Consider the following 18,024-nt stretch of genomic DNA (forward strand, 5'->3'; position numbering starts at 1 on the left):
TTCATCGATTGCGAGGACGACATGCCCGAAACGAACAGACGAACGCTCTTGCTGGCCGGCGCCGCCGCCGCCAGCCTGTCCGCCATGCCGGCGCTGCTGCGCGCGCAGAACCGGGAGCCGGTGCGCATCGGCATCCTGATTCCGCTGACGGGCGCGACCAGCCAGTTCGGCGCCACCATGAGCCGCGCCGCGCAGATCGCGGTCGATGAGCTCAACGCCGCCGGCGGCGTGGCCGGCCGCAAGGTCGAGATCGTCATCGAAGACGACCAGAGCAACCCCGAGGCCGCCGTGCGCGCGGCGCGCAAGCTCATCGACGTCGACAAGGTCGTGGCCATCGGCGGCTCGTACGCCTCGGCCGTCACCGCCGCCATCGCGCCGCTGTGCTGGGAAAGCAAGACCGTGCTGGCCACCTCGTCGGGCGCCGACAGCATCACCAAGCTGCCGCACCAGGGCTATGTGTTCCGCACCTCGCCGACGGTCACGCTGCAGGGCACGCGCGTGGGCGAACTGGGCGTGGAACTGGGGGCCAAGCGCGTGTTCTTCCTCGGGCCGCAGGCGCCGTTCGCGCAGTCCTACATCGACATCATCTCGGGCATCTTCACGCGCGCGGGCGGCACCGGCGGCGGGCTGATCTACGAAGACAAGAAGGCCAGCTACCGCTCCGAAGTCGACCAGGCGCTGCGCGGCAAGCCCGACGTGATCGTGCTCGGCGGCTACGTGCCCGACACCTCGGTGGTGCTGAAGGACCTGTACCGCGCGGGCTTCGAGGGCAAGCGCATCGGCTTCTCGTTCGGCGTGAACCAGAAGCTGGTCGAAGCGGTGCCGGCCGAGGTGGGCAACGGCACCTATTCGCTGGTGCCTTCGGCCTCCGTGACATCGGGCGCCTACAAGCGGCTCGTGGCGAAGATGAAGGTCGAGGCGCTCGACAGCTACTCGTGCCAGGTCTACGACCACGTCGTGCTGGCCGCGCTGGCCTTGGCGAATGCGCCTTCCGCGCCGGTCACGGGCACCACGGTGCGCGACAACATCCGGGCCGTTTCGCAACCGGCCGACGCGAAGCACGTGGACGATGCCGGCGAGGCGCTCAAGGCGCTGGCCGGCGGCACCCGCATCAACTACGACGGCGCGAGCGGCCCGCTGGAGTTTGCCGACAACGGCGACGTCAAGGGCGTGTTCTTCCGCTACGAGCAGATCCAGAAGGGCAAGCTCGCCCTGGTGAAGGTGGCCTGAGGTGGACGCGATGTTCACCGACGTGGCACAGCACGTCGTCAACGGGCTGGTGCTCGGCGCCGTGGTGGCGCTGCCCGCGCTGGGCCTCACACTGATCTTCAGCGTGCTGGGCTTCATCAACTTCAGCATCGCCGCGCAGATGACGGTGGGCGCCTACGCGGGCTGGCTGGTCAACAGCCACCTGCAGTGGCCGCTGCTGCCGGTGCTGCTCGCGGCCTCGTGGTGGCGGGCGCGGTGGGCGTGGTCGGCGACCGGCTCGCGCTGGTGCCGATGCGCCGCAGAGTGTCGGCCCACACGCCGCTCATGGTGGCGATCGTGTCGATCGCGCTCAACCTGGCGCTGGAGAACGCGCTGCGCTTCGGCTTCGGCAACGACCTCAACAGCTTCGAGATTCCGATTGCGCGCGACTTCTACCTGGGCGCCGTGCGCGTGGGCCCGCAGCAGCTGAACAACCTCGGCATTGCGCTCACCGTGGCCTTCGCGCTCGCGGTTTTCTTCACCGTGACCCGGCTCGGCAAGGCGATGCGCGCCGTGGCCGACAACAACGACCTGGCGCGGCTCAAGGGCATCGACCCGCGGCGGCTGTCGAACCTGGCGACCTTCATCGGCATGGGCCTGGCGGGCATCGGCGGTGCGCTGCTGGCCATCGACACCAGCGTAGACCCGTCGACCGGTTCGCGCCTGCTGCTGATCATCTTCTCGGCGAGCGTGGTCGGCGGGCTCACGAGCCTGACGGGCGCGGTGCTGGGTGCGCTGTTCATCGGCGTGGTGAGCGAACTGGCGCTGGCCGTGGTGTCGCCGGTGTACCAGTCGGCCACCGCCTTCGTCGCGATTCTGGCGGTGCTGCTGGTGCGGCCCAACGGGCTTTTCTCGGGTGTCGCGGGAGTGCGCAAATGACGTCGTACCTGGTGTTCGTGGCCACGCTGGCCGGTATCTACGCGCTGCTGTCACTCGGGCTGGTCACGCTCTGGGGCCAGGGCGGCATGGTCAACCTCGGGTTGGTGGGCTTCTACGCGCTGGGGGCGTACACGTCGGCGCTGCTGTCGGGTGCGGGCATGCCCATCGGCATCGCGCTGGTGTGCGCGGCGCTGCTGGCGGGCGGCGTGGGCGTGGCGCTGTGCTTTGTCACGCGGACCTTGCGGGGCGACTACCTCGCCATCGTCTCGCTCGGCTTCGCCGAGGTGATACGGCTGGTCGCGATGAACGAGAAGTGGCTCACCGGCGGCGCCGACGGCGTGTCGGGCATCCGCTCGCCGCTGAAGGAACAGTTGGGCGCCGCGCACCCGTGGTTCTACCTGCTGCTGGTGTGGGCCATCGTCGGCATTGCCGCGTTCGCGCTGGCGCGGCTGCTGCGCTCCCCGTTCGGCCGTGCGCTGCGCGCGGTGCGCGACGACGAGCAGGTCGCGGCCGTGGCCGGCAAGCCGGTGCTGCAGCTCAAGCTCAAGGCCTTCTTCATCGGCACGGCGCTGTCGGGCATTGCGGGCGGCGTGTACGCGCACCTCACGAGCTACATCGCGCCGGACGGCTTCGTGCCGCTGCTGACGATCTACATCTTCCTGGCCGCGACGGCCGGCGGGTACACCCGCCTGGCGGGCGCCATCGTGGGCGCGATCGCGGTGATGGCGCTGCTGGAGTCGACACGCTTCGTGGCGGCGTGGATCCCGGGGCTGAGCGCGGTGCAGGTGGCGTCGTTCAGGGAGTTCGTGATCGCGGTCGCGCTGATCGCGGTGATGCAGCTCAAGCCCGAGGGCTTCTTCGGGAGCAAGGCGCAGCTGTCGGGTGCGCGGCGCAACGAGGCGGATCCGCGGCGGGTGGCGGAGAGTGCTGCGTCGTCGTCGTCGTCGTCATCGCAGAACGTGCTGGCTGTTGCCAAGCCATGAGCGCCAACGAACCGGTAGGCGACTGGGCCGCCTTTGGCGAGCGGCTGTCGCGGGTGGTCGACTTCGGGCTGCTCACGGTGCTGGAGGTGGACTGGACCCGGCGGCTCGTGGTGCGCAGCTTCTCGTCGGACGAGGCGCACTACCCCTCGGGCGGCAGCAAGGACTTGATGGAGGGCACGTGGGCCCGGCAGGTGATCTTCGAGGGGAGGCTCTTCGTGTCACGAACAGCCGACGAGTTTCGCTGCGCCTTTGCCGACCATGCACTGCTGCACCAGATGGGGCTGAGCTTTGCGCTCAACATTCCGCTGCGCAAGAACGGCACGACGGTCGAGACCATCAATCTGCTGCGGGGCCGCGCGCCATTCTCGACGCAGGACGTGCAGACGGTTCTTGGACTTGTGGCCGCCCTCGGCCTGCCGTGTGGGCTTGATCGGCCGGAGAACCGATAGCCGCCGATATGCCGGGCTAGCCGGCATGCCCCTCGGCCACCACCTCCCAAGGCAACAACGGCTCCTCGCAATGCCCGCACACCACCTGCGGCACGAACGGCTGCCCGCACCCCTTGTGCGTCGGCCGTATCGAGCTCGGCTCATGAAAATGAAAGCGGCTGGCCCAGTTCGAAAAACAGATGATGTAGCCCGACAAATCGTTGCTCGCGGGCGTGAGCCGGTAGATCTTGCGGCGCGCGTCGTTCAGGTCGGGCTGGCACAGCAGCAACCCCGAATCGACCATGCCGGCCAGCCGCCGCGCGAGCACGCTGCTGCCGATGCCCAGCACGTGGCTGATCTGGTCGAAGTAGTGGCAGCCCAGCAGCACCGCCGAGACGATCAATAACGCCCAGCGGTCCACGCGCAGGCCCAGGCCCATCTGCGCGCCCTCTTCCGGCGTGAGCCGCGCGCCCCGCTGGCGCGGCGCCGGCACGGCGCGCAGCGCCTCGTTCACCTCGAGTGAGAACGTCAGGTCGCGAATGCCGACCTTCTCGTTGCAGGCCGAACAGCTCATGCGCGGCACGAAGGCATGGCCGCAGGTCTTGTGCACGAGGCGCTGCGGCAGCGCCAGGCTGCGAGACCCCCAGCGTCGCTCCCACGCCCACATCATGAGCACGTGGTTGTAGAGCTGCATGCCCTTCTGCGTGAGGTGGTAGTCGTAGCGCGGCGGGCGCTCCTGATAGGGGCGCGGGCCCAGCAGGCCCAACTCGGTCAGCGCCTTCAGCCGCTCGGCCAGCGTCTGGCGCGGAATGCCCAGCCGCGTCTGCCATTCGTCGAAACGGCGCACGCCCAAAAAGGCGCCGAGGATCAGCGCCACCGTCCAGCGGTCGCCCAGCAGGTGCAGGCCGTGGCTCAGCGTGCTGGTGGCCAGCGCGTCACGGGTCAGGTCGAGGTCGGGGGTCTGTGGCATGAAGGCAAATCCAGGGCCTCCATGCTAATCGGCGCGCCGGTCATGCCGTCGCCGGCGTGCGCGTCAGCTCCGCGAAGCGCGCGCGGCCTGCGCGTATTCGGCGGCCAGCCGGTCCACCACGGCAGCCACCGTCTCGACCTGCCGGATCGTGCCCACGCCCTGCCCCGCGGCCCACACGTCCTTCCAGCGCCGCGCGGCAATCGACTGGCTGCTGTCGTACTGCCGTTCGGGCGCGACGGCATGTTGTCGGGGTCCAGGCCGTTGGCGCGCAACGAGGCCTTGAGCCAGCTCGCGGGCGTGCCGGTGATGCCCGCGCTCACGACCAGGTCGTCGATGTTGCTGTCGACCACCATCTGCTTGTACGCATCGGAGGCCATGCTCTCGGCCACGGGAATGAAGCGCGTGCCCATGTAGACGAAGTCGGCGCCCGAGGCAATGGCGCCGGCCACGCCCCAGCCGTCGCTGATGCCGCCGCCCGTGACCACGTAGCCGTCGAAGAACTCGCGCACCGCGCTCACGAATGCGAACGGCGACAGAAAGCCGGTGTGTCCTCCCGCCCCCGCCGACACGCAGGCCAGCCCGTCGGCGCCGGCCGCCACGGCCTTGCGCGCGAGGTGGATGCTGATGACGTCGGCAAACACCTTGCCGCCGTAGCCGTGCACGATGTCGATGGCCGGCTTCGGACTGCCGAGCGCAGTGACGACGATGGGCGGCTTGTATTTGGCGACCAGCTCCAGGTCTTCGGGCAGCCGCGTGTTCGACGAGTGCGTGACGAGGTTCGCGCACCACGGGCCGATGGTCGACGCCGGCTGTTCGTCGCGCGCGCGGGCCAGGCCTTCGGTGATCTCGCGCATCCAGCTGTCGAGCATTTCGACGGGCCGCGCGTTGGGCGTGGGGAACGCGCCGACGATGCCGGCCTTGCACGCGGCCAGCACCAGCGCCGGGCCGGAGATCAGGAACATGGGCGCCGCGAACACGGGCAGGCGCAAGGCAAAGGAAGATCGGTCCATGACAGCAGGCTCGGGGTTGACGGGGGAGTCGTTGAAAGACGGGCGCAGCATCATTCGCTCGCCTTGAAGCCGGAAATCTTCACCGCCTCGGCCCAGCGCTTCGAGTCGGCATGCGCGAAGCGGGTGAACTCCTGCGGTGTCGACGGCAGGGTCTCGAAGTCCATGCGCGCCACTTCTCCTTGAGGTCGGCCGACTTGAGGATCTTCACGAACTCGGTGTTGAGCCGGTTGATCACCGCATCGGGCGTGCCAGCGGGTGCCGCGATGGCGGCCCAGATGTAGATCTCCAGATCGGGGTAGCCCTGCTCCGCGAAGGTGGCGATCTGCGGCATCAGCGGCGAGCGCTTCGGGCTGGTCACGGCCAGCACCTTGACCTTGCCCGCGTCGACCTGCGGCTTCACCGCCAGCAGCGGCAGGAAGGCCGCATCGACCTGCCCGCCGATCAGGCTGGTGACGGCCGTCGGCGTGCCGTTGAAGGGCACGTGGAGCATGTCGATGCCCGCGCGCTGGTTCAGGATCACGCCCGCGAAGTGCGACGAGTTGCCCATCGTGAACGAGGCGAACGACACCTTGCCCGGCCGCGCTTTCGCCCAGGCCACGAACTCCTTCACATCGTTGGCCGGCACGCTGTTGTTCACCGCCAGCACCATCGACGCGCCCAGGAAATTGGTGACCGGGCGAAAGCTCTTGTCGGGGTCGTAGGGCAGCTTTGCGAAGGTGTGCGGGTTGATGGTGAACATGCTGGTGTTGGCCAGCAGCAAGGTGTAGCCGTTGGGCGGCGCGGCCATCACGTGCTGCGCGGCAATGAGGCCGCCGCCGCCGGGCTTGTTGTCGATCAGCAGCGGGTGCCCGGTGTTCTCGCGGAATTCCTCCGCCACCTGGCGCAGCGCCGTATCGAGCGTGTTGCCGGCCGCGAACGGCACGACGATGCGCACGGGCTTGTCGGGGAACGCGGCCGCGTCCTGCGCGAAGGCGGCGGGTACAGCCGACATCAGGGCCAGGGCGCCGAGCCGCTGGCATGCGTTGCGTCTTTTCATGGTGTCTTGTCTCCTTGCATGCGATCGGCGAGCGCACCGACCAGCGCGGCCACGCGCACGGGCTGCTCGATGGGTGTCATGTGGCCGGCTGTCTCGATCCATTCCAGTTGCGCCGACGGAATCAGCGCGGCCAGTTCTTCCGAGTGCTCGGGCGGCGTGATGCGGTCCGCGCGGCCGCACAGCACCAGCACCGGAATGCGCAGCGCCGCCAATGCCGCGCGATGGTCGCCGCGCGTGGTGATCGCGCGGTTCTGGCGCATCGCCGTCTCGGGGTCGACCTCGCGCAGCAGCGCGCGCATCGCGCCCATCCAGGCGTCGTCCGCATGACGCGACGGGTCCACGCCGAACTGCGCGATGCCGGCCACCACCTTGTCGAAATCGCGCTCGATCGCAGCGATGGTCTTCAGGCGCGCGGCGGCCCCCTCGGCCGACTCGGGCCGCGCCGAGGTGTCGACCAGCGCCAGCGCATCGACAGGCCGGGGCATCTTGCCGGCCAGCATCTCGATGGCCGTATAGCCGCCCATTGAAAATCCGCACAGCACCAGCGGCACATGCGCGGGCACATCGGCCACACGGGCCCAGGCGTCGTGCGCCATCGCGGCGATGCTGTCCTGCGTCCGCACATCGGCGATGCGCACCTCGAAGCGGTCTTCCAGCAGCGCCGCCACGGACCGCCAGACGGCCGCCGTGTTGAGCATGCCGGGAATCAGCAACAGCACGGGCTTCATGCGGCCACCCCCACCCGCGATGCCGCCAGCGCCCGGGCCTGTTCCCGCAGCTCGCGCTTGAGGATCTTGCCGACCGGGTTGCGCGGCAGCGCCTGCAACAGCAGTAAATGCTCGGGCAACTTGTACACGGCCACGCGCTTGTGCTCCCGCAGGAACGCACCGATCGCCTCGAGCGTGACGGGCTCCGCGCCCTCCGCCGCCACGATGCATGCACAGAGCTTTTCCCCCAACACTTCGTCGGGCACGCCGACCACCGCCACCTCGCGCACGCCGGGACAGCCGAGCAGCAGATTCTCGATTTCCTCGCTCGAGATGTTCACGCCGCCGCGAATCACCAGGTCTTTCGAGCGGCCGACGTAGCGGTAGTACTGGCTGCGGTCGCCCGCGATCTCGAACAGGTCGCCGGTCCGGTAGAAGCCCGCCGCGTCGAAGGCCTTGCGGCTCAGCTCGGGCGCGTTCCAGTAGCCGCTGAAGATGGTCGGCCCGTCGAAGCGGATCTCGCCGGGGCGGCCGGCCTCCTGGATGTCTTCGCCGGTCTCCATGTCCACCAGCCGCGTGCGGATCTTGCGCGTGGTCGAGATGCTCCACGTGTAGCCCTGCACCCCGGCGCGCGGGAAGAACTGGGCACGCAGCTCCGGGTCGGGAATGTCGACGTGGTTGCCTGAGAGCGCCGCGCCTTCGTTCGAGCCGAAGTAGTTGACGATCTGCACGCCATGCTTCTCGGCAAAGCCGCGCACCATCCAGTCCGACAGCGGCGCCGAGCCCGAGCCGATGCGCGACAAGCGCTCGAAGTCGATGCCCGCGAGCAGCTGCTCGTTCTGCAGCAGCATGTTCAGGATGGCGGGCGGCGCCACCGTGTAGTCGATGCGCTCTTCGCGCAGTTGCTGCAGGAACACCGGCAGCGTGAACGGCTGGTGCTGCACCACCGTGCCGCCCAGCACCAGCCACGCGGCCATGGCGGTGGAAAAGCCCGCCATGTTGACCAGCGGGAACGGGTTGAGCAGGCGCGCACCGGGGCGGATTTCCCCGGCTTCGATGATCGAAGGCGCGATGACCAGCCATTCGTTGTGGCTGCGCGGCACGCCCTTGGGCGCGGCCTCGGTGCCGGAAGTCCAGCAGATGGTGAAGACGTCGTTGGCGGTGACGGCGGCGTTGCGCTCGGCCTGCGCGAGTGCCTGCAGTTGCGCAGGCGTGGGTGCCTCGCGCATGGCCGAAGCCACGTCGACCATGCCGTCATCGACCGCATCGCCCCATGCAAACACCACCTGCAGCGACGGATGCGCCTCGCGCAACCCCGCGAACATGCGCGCCGCCGCATGCCCCGCATCGGGCTTGCCGATCCGCGAGAAGGTGACGCCCGCCCGCGCCCGCGTCACATCGAGGATGTGCCCCAGCTCATGCTCGCGGTACTGGATCGGCACCGGCGTGACGATCACGCCCAGCCGCGCGCAGGCCAGGTACGCCACGAACTGTTCCACGCAGTTGGGCATCTGCACCACGACCACGTCGTCACGGCGGATGCCGTTCGCCGACAGCAGCAGGCAGAAGCGGTCGATCTCGCCGCCCAGTTGAGCCCACGTCAGTCGGCGCGGCGCGCCATGCGCGAAGTCCGCGCGGTTCGGTGCGTCGGCCACGGCTTCGGCGTGCGGCTGCTCGCGCAGGTGGCGCCCGAACAGCGACCACATCGTGTGCTCTCCCCACCACCCCTGGGCGGTGTACGCGTCGATCTTCTCTTGCGGCACGAGGATCATGGTGCGGTGCGCCTTTTCAGTAGCCGCGCGCGAGCCGCTCGCCGCTGACCCAGGTGGCGTGGAAGCCATTGGGCACGCGGTGCGGCAGCCGGATGCGCGCGACCGGGCCCTTGGCGATGTCGGCGGCGTCGAACACCGTCACGAACGAGGCCTTGGCCTCGTCGTCCCACATGAAGCCGACGAGGTAGCCGTCGTCCTCGGCCTTCCAGTTGTCCTTGGGCGCGAACGGCGCCTCGCTGAACCACTTGTGCACGCCCTCGTGGTAGCTGGTGCTGGTGCCGCGCTGCAGGTCTTGCCGCACGAAGCCGCAAAAGCGCGGGTCTTCGGCGCGGTTGCTGCGGCCCATCAGCACGTTCCATGAATAGCGCGTCTTGTGGCCCTGCATCCACGAGTTGATGACCGGAAATTCCTGGTTGACGATGTCGTCGAGGATGCGCTCGCGCGTCTGGCCGGTGCGCAGGTTGAAACGCCACTCGTAGAACATGAAGTCATGCTCCAGGTTCGCCAGCATCTTCGGAAAGTGATCGACCAGCACGTTGCCGTGCCAGTCGCGCGGCAGCCGAAACGGCGTGCCCGTCATCACGATCTCGGTGCCGCCCTGCCCGTCGCTCTCTTCCCACGCGTTGGACACGTGGTACATGTAGGTCGGGCTGGCCTCGAACCAGCGGATCTGCTCGGGCGTGCCGTGGCGCGGGATCACGCCGAAGCGCGACGGCAGCGTGTGATGGAACTTGAGCTTGTGGCGCCCGGCCGCGAAGGCGTCCATGTCGTAGAACAGCGGCAGGTCGTGCACGATGGTGTAGTTGGGCGTGATTGCCATGTCGTGCGGCAGGCGCGGGCCGGGCAACTGCACCGGCATGAAGGTCTGCAGCTGGCCCGCGCGGTCCATCACGCCGTAGTGCATGTAGGGCGACTCCTTGCCGTAGGCAAAGAACAGGAATTCGCCCGTGCGCTCGTCCACCTTCGAATGCGCCGACACCGGCAGGCCCTTCATGCGCGGGTCGAAGTCGACCTTGCCCAGCGTCGACAGGTCGTTCGGGCTGCAGCGGTAGACCTCGCCGCCCAGGTACCACATCGACACCAGGTTGCCGGCGTAGAACTTGACGTCGGTGTTCGAGGTGTTCTTGATCGGTGCGTCGGGCCGGTCCTTGCGCGGCGGGTCCTTGATGCCCTGCCACAGCGCGGTGCCTGCCGCCAGTTCCTCGCGCAGGCCATCGGTCATGACCCAGCGGTTGAGGTACTGCGCGCGGCCGCCCTCGAAGCGCACCGCATGCAGCATGCCGTCGCCGTCGAACCAGTGATAACGGCCCGGGGCCTCGAAGCGCCGGTTGGGGCCGTTGCGCACGTGCATGCCCGTCAGGTCTTTCGGAATCTCGCCCTGCACGTCGGTCAGGTCGAGCGTGATCTCTCCATCGATTGGCGCGAAGCCGCCGCTGAGCACCGGAATGTCGTTGTGTCCCATCGTTGTCTCCTTCAGGCTGTGGTGGTGTCGGCGGCCGGCACGGGCTGCCGCGATTGCGAAATGCGAAAGCGCCCCGTGACGAACGCCAGGTCGGTCAGGCTGGCGTTGCCCGCCGGGTTGAGCCCGGTGACGTGGTAGTCGCTGTAGGCCGCCGCGAAGTTCAGCGGCATCGGGCCCGTGAGGTTGACCGTAAGCTGTGCGCCGGCGCGTGCGAAGGCCCGCTCCGCGCGTTCGACGAAAGCGGCGTCGGTCGAATAGAAGAAAGCCGTGAGGCCACCGAACTCTTTGGCGTCGCGCGTGGCTTGCGCGAGCGCGTCGGCCGCGTCGTCGCAGGCGATGACGAAGCTGACCGGGCCGAAGCGCTCTTCGCCGTACAGGTCGCGCTCGCCCTTGCCGACCTTGAGCATCAGCGGCGTGCTCGTGCGGGCCTCGGGGTACTCGGGGTGGCTGTAGGGTGCGTGCCGCAGCAGCACTTCACCGCGCCGCTCGCCCTCGGCCGCCATGCCGTCGAGCATGGCGTGCGTGCGATCGGACTGCAGCGTGGCGAGGATCATCGCGGCCTTCTTCGGGTCGCCCGTCAGGGCCTTCACCGCGTCGGCCAGCCTGCGGGCCACCTCGTCGAAGCCGACCGTGCCGCGCGGCGTGCGCACGCCCTGTTTCGGCAGGTAGATGTTCTGCGGGCTGGTGCACATCTGCGCGCTGAACATGCACAGCGTGGTGGCCAGGCTGCGCAGCACGGCGTCGAGGTCGGTCACCGAGTCGATCACCACCGTGTTGCATCCGGCGGTCTCGGTGAAGGCCAGCGCGGGGTGCGCGTTGCGCTCCACCCATTGGCCGAAGGCCACGCTGCCGGTGAAGTCGACGATGGCGGTCTTCGGATGCTGAACCAGCAGCTTGCCGATGGGCTCGGCCTGCGTGTCGAGCGCGAGCGTGACGAGGTTCGCGTCGAACCCCGCCGCCGCCAGCACGGCGCGGAACACGCGCACGGTGATCGCCATCGGCAGCACCGTGGCGGGATGCGGCTTGACGATGACGGCGTTGCCCGTCGCCAGGCTCGCGAGCATCGACGGCCACGCGTTCCACGTCGGAAAGCTCGCGCAACTGAAGCACACGGCCACGCCGCGCGGTACCAGGCGATAGCGCTTGTCGAGCACGATCTTCGTGGTGCCGAAGGCGCGCTCCCAGCGGGCACGGGGCGTGATCGCGTCCATCGCCTGCCGGGCATGCACCAGCACCTCGATGCCGCGGTCCAGGGCGTTCACGCCGGAACCCGCGTAGGCCATGTTGAAGCTCTGGCCGGCCGTGTGCATGACGGCGTGGACGATCTCGAACAAGTGCTCGCGGTAGAGCGTGTCGAGTGCTTCCATCAGCACGCCGATGCGGGTGTCTACCGATGCCTCGGCCCAATCGCCGATTGCGGCCTCCGCGGCGTCGAACAGCGCGTCGATGCCGGACCGGGGGTAGCGCACGCCCAGTGGCTTTCGCGTGTACGGCGAGACTTCCTCGCCGAGTTCGCCGACCGCGCCGGGCTGTTCGAGAGCGAAGGCGCTGCCCCTGTGGGCCTCGAAGGCGGCCAGCCCCGCGGCCTGCGCCGCAGCCGCATCCGGGTACTTGCCCGGCTGCTCCGGGTACGGGCTCCACGCATGCCGTTCGCGGCAAGCCAGCACGGCGCGCTCGAAGGTGGCGCGGTGCTTGTCGAACAGCGTTGCGGGCACGGCTTCGGGCCGCAGCACCGCGTTCATCGGCCGCTCCCCGTGTCCGCACGCTTCCACATCAGCCGGTGATGCCGCGCCACGTCCGTGCCCGGCACCGTGTCGGACGCCGACAGCGTGAGCCCGCCCTCGCCGTCGAAATGCATGTCCCGCACCTGCTGGGTGCCCACGAAGTTCGGGTTGAGCGACTGCGTGACCGAGTGCACCACCTGCTGGCCGCCGCCCTCCTTCTGCCGCACTTCATAGCGCCCCGCGTACTGGAAGTAGCTCTCGAAGGCCGACAGCCGCTCGGCCTCGGGCGCGCTGCGCACGCTCTCGCTCGACAGCCTGGCGCGCCCGGCGCGGGCGATGCAGGCGTTCATCCAGCCGTCGTCGCTGTACAGGATCAGCCCGCTCGCCGCATCGCCGTACGGCAGGCTCGGCGCCCGGCCGTCGCCGTAGCGGATGTCCCATCGAACCAGTTGCCAGGTGCCCTGCAACGGATTGCCCTTTTGCATCGCCTTGTCTCCTTTTAACTTTCTTAACTGAACTCAGTTTAGACAGCTGGATGAAAAAGGCAACAGGGGCAATCCGCACGCATGTCGCGAGGGAGTCAGTGGGCGGCGGAAGGAGTCTTGTCGGGTTCAGGGCTTGGCGCGACCGCGCGGCCCCAGGGCTGAAACTCAGCCGTGCACGCCTTCGATCGAGCGCGTGTACAGCACGATCTCGGCCGGCGTCATCGCGTCTTCGAGCGCAGCCAGTTCCAGCCGCTCGAAGTCGTGTGCGATCCACTCGAACATGTGGGACGGCGGCATCTGCATGATGTCGGCGACGTCGCTCCAAGGCTGCAGGCGCGCGGTAGCGCTTTGCAGCAGCAGCCGCAGATACAGCGCGCGCGCCACGCGCACGGCGGCCACTTTCTCGGGGTCGCCCAGGGTGGCCTGGTACGCGACGAAGCGTTGCTCGCATTTCGCCATGCGTTCCTGCGCCCTGACGAAGCCGTTGCTGCAGACATCCGACGCGCGGCAGCGCACGTCCTGCAGGCGATGAAACTCGCACATCACCCGGGCATAGGCCATCTGCTGAAGAAGCTGGAGCGCGCGATCCACGAAGCTTTGCATGATGGCGCCATCAGAAGTTGCGCCGCACCTCGCGGCCGTAGGACAGTGCGCAAAAACCGCGCGCGCCGACGCTCACGCGCGCGGTAGCCTGCGCTGGCCGCGGGCGTGCTACGGAATGCTTCGCGCCACCACGCCCAGGTCGCGCCAGGCCTCGGGGTGGCAGCTGAACACCAGGATCTGGTGCCGTGTTGCCGCGTCGTACAGCACCCGCTTCATCTGCTTGAGCCGCTCTTCGTCGGTGTTGACGAGCGCGTCGTCGAGGATCAGCAGGGTCGGCTTGCGCGCTTCCTTCAGCAGGTCGGCATAGGCGAGCCGGGCGACCACGCCCATCTGCTCGCGCGCGCCGACGCTCAGCTCCTCGAACTCGCCGCTCTGGGCGCCGCGCAAGCCTTGCCGCGTGATGCGGCCCGGCGACAGGTCTTCACCGACTTCGACCTGCGCGCCGGGGAAAAGAATCTGCAGGTAGTGGTCCAGGTGCTTCTGCAGCGGCGCACGCAAACGCCGCGCGAGCGTCGAGCGCTTCTCGCGCAGCAGCTTGAGCAGGTGGTCGAGCGCCTTCGAGCGGCGATGGAACTCGGCGCATCGGCGCGTGGCATGGTCAAGCTCGCGTTGCTTCTCGGACGCGGACTCTTCCAGGCCCGACGCGCCCTTCACCTGGAGCTCGACTTCGAGCCGCGTGATGTCGTTGGCGCGCTGGCTGTGCGTCGCCTCGGCCTGCCTGACGCTGCGCTCCAGCCGCTCGACGTCCTGCGCGAGCACGGGCAGGTTGACGGTCTGCAGCTGCTGCGCGAGTTCGCCGACCTTGTCCTGCACGGCCGCGTGCTGCGCCAGCGCATCGGTCAGCGCCGCGCCGGCCTCGGCCTTGCGGCCCGCGCGCTGCGGGTCGTTCAGCGTGGCCTTCACGGCGGCGAGTTCGGCTTCAGCCGCCTTGACCTGCTCGCGCGCATTGCCGGCCGCCACCTTGGCGTCGTTCAGCGCGGCCGATGCCGTGGCCAGCGCGGCACGGGCGGCGCCCTCTTCCGATTCGGCCTGCGCGGTCGATGGGGTCTGTGCATCGGACGCCGGCATGGCCTGCAGCACCTGGCGCGCCTCGGAAAGACGGGCCTCGCGCGCGGCGATATCGGCCGCGAGCGCGCTCAACCCCTTGGGTGCCAGCGCGGCCAGCACCGACTCCGCCGCGACCGCCTCGCCCTTGCGCAGCGCTTGCTGCCGCTCGCGCTCTTCGACGGCGGCCACGCTGTCGGCGCGCAAGGCCTGCAGCCGCGCGGCCAGCTCGTCACGTGCGCGGTCGCGTTCGATGGCCAGGGTTTCGAGGTCGGTGCCGCCCGGCAACACCGTGATGCGGCCCACGCCTTCGATCTCGATGCCGGTGCGCGCAATGACGGTCCGCCGGGTCAGCCCCGACACCGCCGCGCCCGCCACGCGCACCCCGGCGCCCGGCAGCAGATCGAACTCCAGCGCGGTGGCCACCGCGTCGAGCTTCGCCTGCGCGGTGCGCAGCGTGTCGGCGCAGCGCTGCAGCCGCTTGAGTTCGCCGTCGGGTACCGCGAGCGCTTGCGCCTCGGCTTGCAGGCGTGTGACCTTGTCCTGTTCGCTCTTGGCCTTCTCGTGGCTTTGCGCCAGCGCCGCGAGTTGTTCCGCGAGGCTGTCGACAGTCTTTTGCTGGGCAACGCGTGCGGCAGCCTGGCGTGCGAGCCGCAGGCTTTCGCGCGCGGCGGCGTCACTCTGCGCCGCTGCCGCATGGCGCGGCTCCCAGGCTTGCAGTTCTTCCATGGCCTTGCCAAGGCCTTCCTGCACCGTCAGCAGGTTCTTCTCGCGCTGGACGACGGTGGCCTCTTCCCGCTCCATCGCCTGCAGCTGCGTGCGCAAGGCATTGACTTGCACCGTGGCCTGCCGCAGCGCGGCGTCTTGCGCGGTCTTGCGGTCCGCCAGCCCCTTGGCTTCGTTCAGGCGCTGCTGCGCGCCGGTGAGCTGTTCGCGCAGCGCCGCCCAGGGCCGCGCGGCCTCGTCGCGCAAATGATCGCGGCGCATTCCCGAAAGCCGGTCGACGCCCGACTGGTACGCCTCGATGTCGGCGCGCAAACGGTTCAGCTCGGCATCGAGTTCGTCGCGGAGCTTGATCGCGTCCGCGTACGCGCCGCGCGGCGTTCCGGCGGCGGGCGTCAGCAGCTCGTTGCGCTCGCTCTCCACCGCCTTCAGCACCGCGTCGCCGTTGCTCGACGCAAGTTCGCCCAGCGACTCGCCGAGCGCATTGCGCAGATGGTCGCTGGCGAAGCCCACGGCGTTCGAGATGTCGTGCGACGTGCCCTGCTTGATCCACAGCAGCCCCGGAATGCCCATGTGCTCGGGCGTGCTCGCGCCCTTGCCCGGGAAGCGATAGCCCAGCAGCGCGGCCAGATGGTCTTCCGCCACCGCGCCGTCCATCGGCTTGCCGTCGATGGTCAGCTCGCAGCGCTTCTTGCCGAGGAAAGCCTTGGTGAGGCGGCAGGGCTTGCCGTCGAGCGCGAAGTCGATCTCGACCGTGGGCGTGACCGCGCTTTCGCCCCAGGGCCGCAGATGCTCGACTGCGCTCGAGCGATGCCGCTCGAAGAACGCCGCGCGAATGGCCTCGGCCACGGTCGACTTGCCCGACTCGTTGGGCGCCGCAAACAGGTTCAGCCCGTCCGCCAGGCCGCCAATTTCGAGCGGCGCGCGGAACAGCTTGAAGTTCTCGATGCGAAGGCGTTGCAGCTTCATGCTCATGCGCCGGCCCCCGCGCGCGGCGCCTGTGCATCGAGGATGCGGGCCAGCGTCAGCAGCGCGTCGCGCGCCAGTTCGGCGTCGGCGCCGTCCTGCTGCGCGCGCAGGTCTTGCAGCGCTTCGCCGACGAAGCCGTCGGCATGCAGCGCCTGGATGTCTTCTTCGGTCGGCTCCAGCCGCAGCGCCTCGCCGTCCCACACCAGCGCGCGGGCACGGGCGCTGGCGGCGTCGCGCGCGGCGTCCAGCTTGTTGTGGCCGCCGAGGTCGCAGCTGCCCTGCGCGCGCAGTTGCAGCACGTCATGGGCGCCGACCAGGTTCAGTTTTTCGACCAGTTCGTCGATGTCCGAAGCCACGGACAGGCGCGGTTCCCACTGCTGCCATGCGAACTGCCCGGTGCGCACCGGCTCGACCACGGGCGGCGCCCCCACGCCGGCGATCGTCACCAGCAGCGCCTGCCCCGAATCGTTGGCGCGAAAGCGATCGGTCTCGGGCGTGCCCGCGTACCAGGTGCGTTCGTCGGTCTGCCGCGTGCCGTGCCAGTCGCCCAGCGCGAGGTAGTCGAGCCGGGCCAGCGCCGCGCGGTCCGCGGCAATGGGATTGGCCGAGTCGATGTCCTCGGACAGGATGCCCTGCACGCACCCGTGCGCCAGGCCGATGCGCGGCAGGCCGTCTTCGGACGGGGCCGCCGCGAACCACTCGGTGAGGTCGCCGTAGGTGTGGCGCTGCGTGAGCGGCGCGGGCAGCAGCGTGAACTTGCCGGCCACGGTGCGCGCCACCGGCTCCAGGCAGCACACGACATTCGGCGGCACCGCGCCGAGCCGGGCGGCGCGGCTCCAGACCGATTCGCTCAGCGCCGAGTCGTGGTTGCCCGGAATCAGCAGCCACGGGCCGGCAAAGCCCTGCATCGCGTTGAACATGCGGCGGATGGTCTTGTCGGACACGGTCTGCAGGTCGAACACGTCGCCCGCCACCAGCACCGCATCGACGGCGCGCTCGGTCGCGATGCCGGCCAGCCGTTCCACCACCTTGAAGCGGGCCTCGAACAGCGCCGCGGCGTCGTCGGGCTCGAACTGCGAGAACACGCGGCCTATCTGCCAGTCCGCGGTATGGAGCAAAGAAATCATGCGTGGCCCTCCCTTTGCCTCTCGCGTCTTGCGGTCGTCTCGAAAACAGCGAGCATCTTAGATGGCTCGCGATGTCGATCTCGACCGTGGGCGCGGCGGCGGGGCCTTCTTTTTCTTTTTGCCTCGGCTGCGGGCGCGTCTACTTGCTCGCGTGCGCCCCGGCGCATTCGTTCGCCAGCGCGACCGACTGCGCGACCTGCTCGGCGATCTGGGCCCGCAAGGCTTCCAGTCGACGCTGAACGGTGCCAGCAGAAACCATTCAGCGTGCATCAACGCCAGCGCGGTGCCGACGAGTAACCAGTGCGTGAGCTCCATGTGACTTCCCCCTTGACGAATGAGGGCGCGAGTCTGCACGCTCCGCAAGGCCGGGAACATCCCCAATCCGTGGGATAACTTTCGGCGGATGGGGCCGGCGCGCCGGCTCAGCGCGCAGGCAGGTATTGCCGGGGGTCGACGGCCTTGCCGCGGTAGCGGATCTCGAAGTGCAGCTTGGGGTGGCCGGCATCGGCGTTGCCGACCTCGGCGATCTTCTGGCCCCGCTGCACGCGCTGGCCCTGCTTCACCAGCACCGTGCGCACGTTGGTGTAGACCGACATATAAGAACCGCCGTGGTCGACCATGAGCACGCTGCCGTAGCCGCGCAGCGTTTCGGTCACGGCCACCGAGCCGTTGCCGATGGACACCACCGGATCGCCCGTGTTGCCGCCGATGTCGATGCCCTTGTTGCTCGTGCCGTTGAAGCCCGCGACCACCTGGCCTTGCGCCGGCCAGCCCCAGTCGCTGCGCCGGGCCGCCGGCGGCACCACGGGATCGGGCTCGCGGGCGGCGGGACGCGGCGGCTTCGGGCGCTCGGC

At 69.1% G+C, this 18,024-nt stretch carries 16 protein-coding genes and 1 pseudogene; 5 read left to right on the forward strand and 12 right to left on the reverse strand.

Annotated features, from left to right (window positions below; all coding sequences use genetic code 11):
* Positions 1–21 precede the first annotated feature (21 nt).
* The 4 genes and pseudogenes from BMG07_RS23270 (at position 22) to BMG07_RS23285 (ending at position 3,559) form a co-directional block, all read left to right on the forward strand.
* On the forward strand, positions 22–1,230 hold the full coding sequence (locus tag BMG07_RS23270; RefSeq protein ID WP_198086527.1) for an ABC transporter substrate-binding protein: 1,209 nt from the start codon (positions 22–24) through the stop codon (positions 1,228–1,230).
* A gap of 10 nt (positions 1,231–1,240) precedes the next feature.
* Positions 1,241–2,127 (forward strand): annotated as a pseudogene (locus tag BMG07_RS42675) (branched-chain amino acid ABC transporter permease).
* Positions 2,124–3,110, forward strand: a complete 987-nt coding sequence (locus BMG07_RS23280; RefSeq protein WP_198086529.1) for a branched-chain amino acid ABC transporter permease — start codon at positions 2,124–2,126, stop codon at positions 3,108–3,110. The pseudogene BMG07_RS42675 and the gene BMG07_RS23280 overlap by 4 nt, the downstream one beginning before the upstream one ends.
* Positions 3,107–3,559, forward strand: a complete 453-nt coding sequence (locus BMG07_RS23285) for a hypothetical protein (RefSeq protein WP_198086530.1) — start codon at positions 3,107–3,109, stop codon at positions 3,557–3,559. The genes BMG07_RS23280 and BMG07_RS23285 overlap by 4 nt, the downstream gene beginning before the upstream one ends.
* A gap of 16 nt (positions 3,560–3,575) precedes the next feature.
* On the opposite strand, the gene BMG07_RS23290 is transcribed toward BMG07_RS23285, so the two are convergent.
* The 11 genes from BMG07_RS23290 to BMG07_RS23340 form a co-directional block, all read right to left on the reverse strand.
* Complete coding sequence (locus BMG07_RS23290) at positions 3,576–4,508, reverse strand: helix-turn-helix domain-containing protein (protein WP_198086531.1); 933 nt, start codon at positions 4,506–4,508, stop codon at positions 3,576–3,578.
* A complete protein-coding gene (locus BMG07_RS23295) occupies positions 4,481–5,569 on the reverse strand; it encodes a nitronate monooxygenase family protein (protein WP_269759320.1) in 1,089 nt (362 codons plus the stop codon). Before BMG07_RS23295 ends, BMG07_RS23290 begins: the two co-directional genes overlap by 28 nt.
* A gap of 28 nt (positions 5,570–5,597) precedes the next feature.
* Complete coding sequence (locus BMG07_RS23300) at positions 5,598–6,554, reverse strand: tripartite tricarboxylate transporter substrate binding protein (RefSeq protein WP_269759321.1); 957 nt, start codon at positions 6,552–6,554, stop codon at positions 5,598–5,600.
* Complete coding sequence (locus tag BMG07_RS23305) at positions 6,551–7,282, reverse strand: alpha/beta fold hydrolase (RefSeq protein WP_198086532.1); 732 nt, start codon at positions 7,280–7,282, stop codon at positions 6,551–6,553. Before BMG07_RS23305 ends, BMG07_RS23300 begins: the two co-directional genes overlap by 4 nt.
* Positions 7,279–9,033 carry a class I adenylate-forming enzyme family protein gene (locus BMG07_RS23310; RefSeq protein WP_198086533.1) on the reverse strand — a complete coding sequence of 585 codons (1,755 nt, stop codon included), beginning with the start codon at positions 9,031–9,033 and terminating at the stop codon, positions 7,279–7,281. Before BMG07_RS23310 ends, BMG07_RS23305 begins: the two co-directional genes overlap by 4 nt.
* Positions 9,034–9,049: 16 nt before the next feature.
* Complete coding sequence (locus tag BMG07_RS23315) at positions 9,050–10,495, reverse strand: carotenoid oxygenase family protein (protein ID WP_198086534.1); 1,446 nt, start codon at positions 10,493–10,495, stop codon at positions 9,050–9,052.
* Positions 10,496–10,506: 11 nt separating this feature from the next.
* A complete protein-coding gene (gene paaN / locus BMG07_RS23320; protein WP_198086535.1) occupies positions 10,507–12,237 on the reverse strand; it encodes a phenylacetic acid degradation protein PaaN in 1,731 nt (576 codons plus the stop codon).
* A complete protein-coding gene (locus tag BMG07_RS23325) occupies positions 12,234–12,704 on the reverse strand; it encodes a lipocalin-like domain-containing protein (protein ID WP_198086536.1) in 471 nt (156 codons plus the stop codon). The genes paaN and BMG07_RS23325 overlap by 4 nt, the downstream gene beginning before the upstream one ends.
* A gap of 165 nt (positions 12,705–12,869) precedes the next feature.
* The gene (locus BMG07_RS23330) at positions 12,870–13,307 is read right to left on the reverse strand and encodes a hypothetical protein (RefSeq protein WP_198086537.1); all 438 of its coding nucleotides are present in this window, start codon (positions 13,305–13,307) and stop codon (positions 12,870–12,872) included.
* Positions 13,308–13,415: 108 nt separating this feature from the next.
* Entirely contained in the window at positions 13,416–16,043 is a 2,628-nt protein-coding gene (locus tag BMG07_RS23335) for an AAA family ATPase (RefSeq protein WP_198086538.1), read from the reverse strand.
* Positions 16,044–16,045: 2 nt separating this feature from the next.
* Positions 16,046–17,170 (reverse strand): DNA repair exonuclease, encoded by a 1,125-nt coding sequence (locus BMG07_RS23340; RefSeq protein WP_198086539.1) that lies wholly within the window; start codon positions 17,168–17,170, stop codon positions 16,046–16,048.
* Positions 17,171–17,231: 61 nt separating this feature from the next.
* Here BMG07_RS23340 and BMG07_RS23345 point away from each other — a divergent pair, with 61 nt between their 5' ends.
* Positions 17,232–17,489, forward strand: a complete 258-nt coding sequence (locus BMG07_RS23345) for a hypothetical protein (protein WP_198086540.1) — start codon at positions 17,232–17,234, stop codon at positions 17,487–17,489.
* 103 nt (positions 17,490–17,592) lie between these two features.
* Here BMG07_RS23345 and BMG07_RS23350 read toward each other — a convergent pair.
* The coding region (locus BMG07_RS23350) for a murein hydrolase activator EnvC (RefSeq protein ID WP_198086541.1) at positions 17,593–18,024 on the reverse strand (432 nt) is incomplete at its 5' end.

It is taken from the genome of Variovorax sp. E3, assembly GCF_016082275.1.
Taxonomy (GTDB): Bacteria; Pseudomonadota; Gammaproteobacteria; order Burkholderiales; family Burkholderiaceae_C; genus Variovorax.